This is a genomic window from Streptosporangium minutum, assembly GCF_002149035.1.
GTDB classification, from domain to species: Bacteria; Actinomycetota; Actinomycetes; order Streptosporangiales; family Streptosporangiaceae; genus Streptosporangium; species Streptosporangium minutum.
The window spans coordinates 1-3,478 of record NZ_NGFP01000430.1 but is presented as its reverse complement, the minus strand read 5'-3'; the positions used below and the strand labels follow the sequence as shown (position 1 = coordinate 3,478).

4 protein-coding genes are annotated in these 3,478 nt (G+C 71.1%); 2 read left to right on the top strand and 2 right to left on the bottom strand.

Annotated features, from left to right (window positions below):
* Nucleotides 1–128: 128 nt before the first annotated feature.
* Nucleotides 129–710, bottom strand: a complete 582-nt coding sequence (locus tag CA984_RS43110; RefSeq protein ID WP_086579049.1) for a sugar O-acetyltransferase — start codon at nt 708–710, stop codon at nt 129–131.
* A gap of 134 nt (nt 711–844) precedes the next feature.
* Here CA984_RS43110 and CA984_RS43105 point away from each other — a divergent pair, with 134 nt between their 5' ends.
* Nucleotides 845–1,366, top strand: a complete 522-nt coding sequence (locus CA984_RS43105) for a MarR family winged helix-turn-helix transcriptional regulator (RefSeq protein ID WP_207621266.1) — start codon at nt 845–847, stop codon at nt 1,364–1,366.
* On the opposite strand, the gene CA984_RS43100 is transcribed toward CA984_RS43105, so the two are convergent.
* Nucleotides 1,354–2,310, bottom strand: coding sequence for a TIGR03885 family FMN-dependent LLM class oxidoreductase (locus CA984_RS43100; protein WP_086579048.1), 957 nt, complete (start codon nt 2,308–2,310; stop codon nt 1,354–1,356). The genes CA984_RS43105 and CA984_RS43100 overlap by 13 nt on opposite strands.
* 570 nt (nt 2,311–2,880) lie before the next feature.
* On the opposite strand from CA984_RS43100, the gene CA984_RS43095 reads away from it, so the two are divergent.
* Nucleotides 2,881–3,478 (top strand): lysozyme family protein (locus CA984_RS43095; RefSeq protein WP_165781638.1); only part of this gene is annotated, 598 nt, incomplete at its 3' end.

Here is a 3,478-nt window from a genome sequence, read left to right as displayed (position 1 = left end):
CTTCCGCCCCTCCTCGGGGACCGCCTTCTCCCCCTTCGCGCCCTTCCGCCCCTCCTCGGGGGACGTCGCCTCGGGCTTCCCCGCCCGCGCGTCCTGCGGCGGCGCCGCGGGCTCGGCCGCCTCCCCGCTCACAGGTGGCGCACGATCCGGGCGGGGTTGCCCACCGCCACCACGTCGGCCGGCAGATCCCTGACGACGACGGCCCCGGCGCCCACGACCGTGTTCTCGCCGATGCTCACCCCCGGGCAGACGATCACCCCGCCGCCGAGCCAGACGTTGTCGGCGATCGTGATCGGCTCCGCGGCCTCGAACTTGGCGCGGCGGGGCCCGGGKTCGACGGGATGGGTCGCGGTCAGCAGCTGCACGTTCGGGCCGATCAGCACGTCGTCCCCGATGGTGATCCGGCCGACGTCGACGGCCACCAGCCCGAAGTTGACGAACGAGCGGGCCCCGATCCGGATCTGGTAGCCGTAGTCGCAGTACAGCGGGGGCCGGATCTCGACGTCGTCTCCGATGTCTCCCAGCAGGTCCGCGAGGATGCGGCGGCGCTCCCGCGCCTCGTCGGCCGGGGTGGCGTTGTACCGCTCGATCAGCCTGGCCGCCCGGCGGCCCTCCTCCGCCAGCTCGGGGTCGGCGGCGATGTAGAGGTCGCCGGCGAGCATCCGCTCACGCTGCGAACGCCGGTCGGTGTCAGTGGCGCGATCCGTCATATGTACAAGCGTACCTAACGCCGAAGGCGCCGAGGCCGGCCATGGACGCCCACCCCGGCCCACCCGACGGACGCCTCACCCGCACCCATAAAACATCACAATTGATACATCTAAAGTGATGTATATTTGCGGGCATGAACGGAGTAGAGCTGTTCCTCCTCGGACGGGCCCTGATGAAGATCGGCGAGGAGGCCCTCCCGACCGAGGGCCTCGGCGAATACTCCACCAGCAACCGGTCGGTCCTCGTCGTGGCGAGCGACATCCGCGAGAATCCGGACAGCTCCGTCGGCGAGATCGCCACACGGACGGGCTTCCCGCAGAGCCAGGTGTCCGCGTGCGTCGCCCGGCTCCGCGAGGCGGGCTCCATCGTGACGGCGGCCGATCCCAAGGACCGCCGACGGCTCCTCGTCCGGCAGGCCCCCGAGATCTCCGACCGCGTGGCGGTGGTCATCTCGACCCCCATCGACACCGCGCTCGCCGCGGCGCTCGGCACCGACGACCCCCGGGAGATCGGCGAGGTGGCCGCCGCCCTGGAGACGCTCGCACGGCACCTGACCCCGGGGGCGCAGGTCCGCCCGCACCCGGCCCCGGGGCCGGGCGGGAATGACGGAAGTGCCGGTGGCGAGATGCCGCCGCGGAGGCGTCAGCGGAGCTGAGGGAGCACCTTGGCGCCGAAGGCGTCGATGTAAGCACTCTGCTCCTGGCCGACGTGGTGCAGGTAGATCTCGTCGAACCCCAGCTCCGCGTAGTCGTTGATCCAGGCGGCGTGCCGTCCCAGGTCGGCTGAGACGTTGACCGACTCGGTCACCCGCGACGGGGGCACGTCCGCGGAGACGACGTCGAAGAGTTCGGCGGTGTCGAGATCCCAGCTCACCGGCGGCCCGAAGACGTTGCTCCGCCACTGGTCGTGGGCGATCGCCAGAGCCTCCTGCTCGCTCTCGGCCCAGCTCAGGTGGACCTGGAGGGCGACCTTTCCCCGGCCGCCCGCGCCCCGGTACGCCTCCACGACCTCACGCAGCGCCTCGATCGGGCGGTTGACGGTGATCAGCCCGTCGGCCCACTCCGCGCACCAGCGGGCGGTCTGGGCGCTCACCGCGGCTCCGACCAGCTTGGGCGGGACGTCCGGCCGGGTCCACAGGCGGGCGCGGTCCACGGTCACCAGGCCGTCATGGCTGACCTCCTCCCCCGCCAGCAGCGCCCGGATGATGTCGACGCACTCCCGCAGGCGCGCCGTACGGACGTCCTTGCGCGGCCAGCGGTCACCGGTGATGTGCTCGTTGCTCGCCTCCCCGCTGCCCAGGGCGGCCCAGAACCGGCCGGGGAACATCGCCCCCAGCGTGCCGATCGCCTGGGCGATGATCGCGGGGTGGTAGCGCTGGCCCGGCGCGTTGACGACGCCGAACGGCAGCTCCGTGGCCTGGAGGGCCGCGCCCAGCCAGGACCAGGCGAAGCCGGAGTGCCCCTGCCGCTCGCTCCACGGGGAGAAGTGGTCCGACGACATCGCCGCCGCGAAGCCCGCCTGTTCCGCCCGCGTCACCGCTTTCAGCAGCTCGGCCGGGTGGATCTGCTCATGTGATGAGTGAAAGCCATAGGTCGCCATGACCTCCGGCTACCCGCGAGACAGGCGTCCACGCGGGAAGCCCCCTCTTTGGAACGAGTCATTCAGGACGGCCCACCCGAAACCGGCCATCCAGACCAGCCCATCCGGGGCCGCCCGCGCCCGGCTTCTCCTACCCGGCCGGCGGGGAAGGGCAGCGGCGGCGTTCGGCGATCTCCCGCGGACGGCGGGCCGGGGTGGCCGCCACGTGGACCGCGGCCCCGGCGACCGATCCGCGCGGCGCAGGCAAGCCATGATCGATCCCTGCGACGCCGTATATCGGAGTCACGCATCGCAATCGCACAATGGCCGGAAGTGCCGGCTGGCGGTTCGTGGACATACGCCGGAACCGGACCGGAAAAGGCGCTGACCTCAATGGAACGCGCCAAATGAACCAGTGATCTTCACCTGCGATCCCTCCTTTCCGCCCCGGCTCCGACGGTCGAGGGAGAAAATCTTCATCAGCGCGCTTCTTTTTGTCAAAAGTCTTTACAGCGGCAGATACCATTCCTTACCGTGTCAAACCTCCGGGCTTTCCGATTTCCGGAAAGCTTCCCCCCTGGAGGAGGATTCATGGTTTCTGTCCAGGTACGCCGATCGCGGCGCGTGGCGGTGACGTCGGCAGGCCTGCTGGTGGCCGTGCTGAGCGTGTTCAGCCCGCCCGCCAGTGCCGCTCCGGCCGACCCCATGGCCGACGCCTTCGCCGGCTCGGCCGCGACCTACGAGGTCCCCCGCGACCTGCTCGTCGCCCTCGCCTACTCCGAGACCCACCTCGACGGCCATGGCGGCGCACCCAGCGCCAGCGGCGGCTACGGGGTGATGCACCTGGTCAGCAACCCCACCACCCACACCCTGGAACAGGCCGCCAAACTGACCTCCGAACCGGTCGAGACGCTCAAGACCGACGACGCGGCCAACATCGCCGGCGGCGCCGCGGTACTGCGCGCCCACGCCGACGCGCTCGGACTTGACGCCACCGCCCGCAAGGACCCCGCCAACTGGTACACCGCCGTGGCCCGATACGGCAACGCCTCCTCCCCCGAGGTCGCCCGGCTGTATGCCGACACCGTCTACGACCTGCTCGCCAACGGCGTCAACACCGCCGCGCCCAGCGGCACCGTGACCGTCCGGCCCCAGGCCGTCCAGCCCGACCGCGGCGACTACGCCCAGG

Excerpts from the sequence above, each read along its gene's own strand:
- CA984_RS43105 (WP_207621266.1), top strand. The coding sequence starts at position 845 with ATGAACGGAGTAGAGCTGTTCCTCCTCGGACGGGCCCTGATGAAGATC.
- CA984_RS43100 (WP_086579048.1), bottom strand. The coding sequence starts at position 2,310 with ATGGCGACCTATGGCTTTCACTCATCACATGAGCAGATCCACCCGGCC.